The organism is Bradyrhizobium sp. Kon10 (genome assembly GCF_055807395.1).
In genome coordinates, this window is sequence record NZ_JBVVOZ010000249.1 from 1 (window position 1) to 266 (window position 266).

The following is a 266-nucleotide window of genomic DNA, read 5'->3' on the forward strand; positions in this document are numbered from 1 at the left end:
GAAAAGCCGCGGGCGATCACTATTTCCGCATCTACCAGCATCTGCGTCGAATTGCGGCTGAGCGAGTTGGGGCTGGTCCGATAGAAAGCGAGCGGCTCGTCGACCATCACCCAACGTTTGCCGAGACGTGCGAGGCGCTGCCACAGATCCCAGTCCTCGCAGGTGCGCAGCGACACATCGAAACCGCCCAACTCGACAATTGTCTCCCGGTCGACGAGCAGCGCGTGAGTGCGGATGGCGCACCGGCGGGCGAATGTTTGGAAGGG

At 62.4% G+C, this 266-nt stretch carries 1 protein-coding gene; it reads right to left on the reverse strand.

Going from position 1 to position 266, the window contains the following annotated elements:
• A partial coding sequence (locus tag AC0L2O_RS36905) for a hypothetical protein (RefSeq protein ID WP_473373222.1) occupies positions 1-266 on the reverse strand: 266 nt, incomplete at both ends.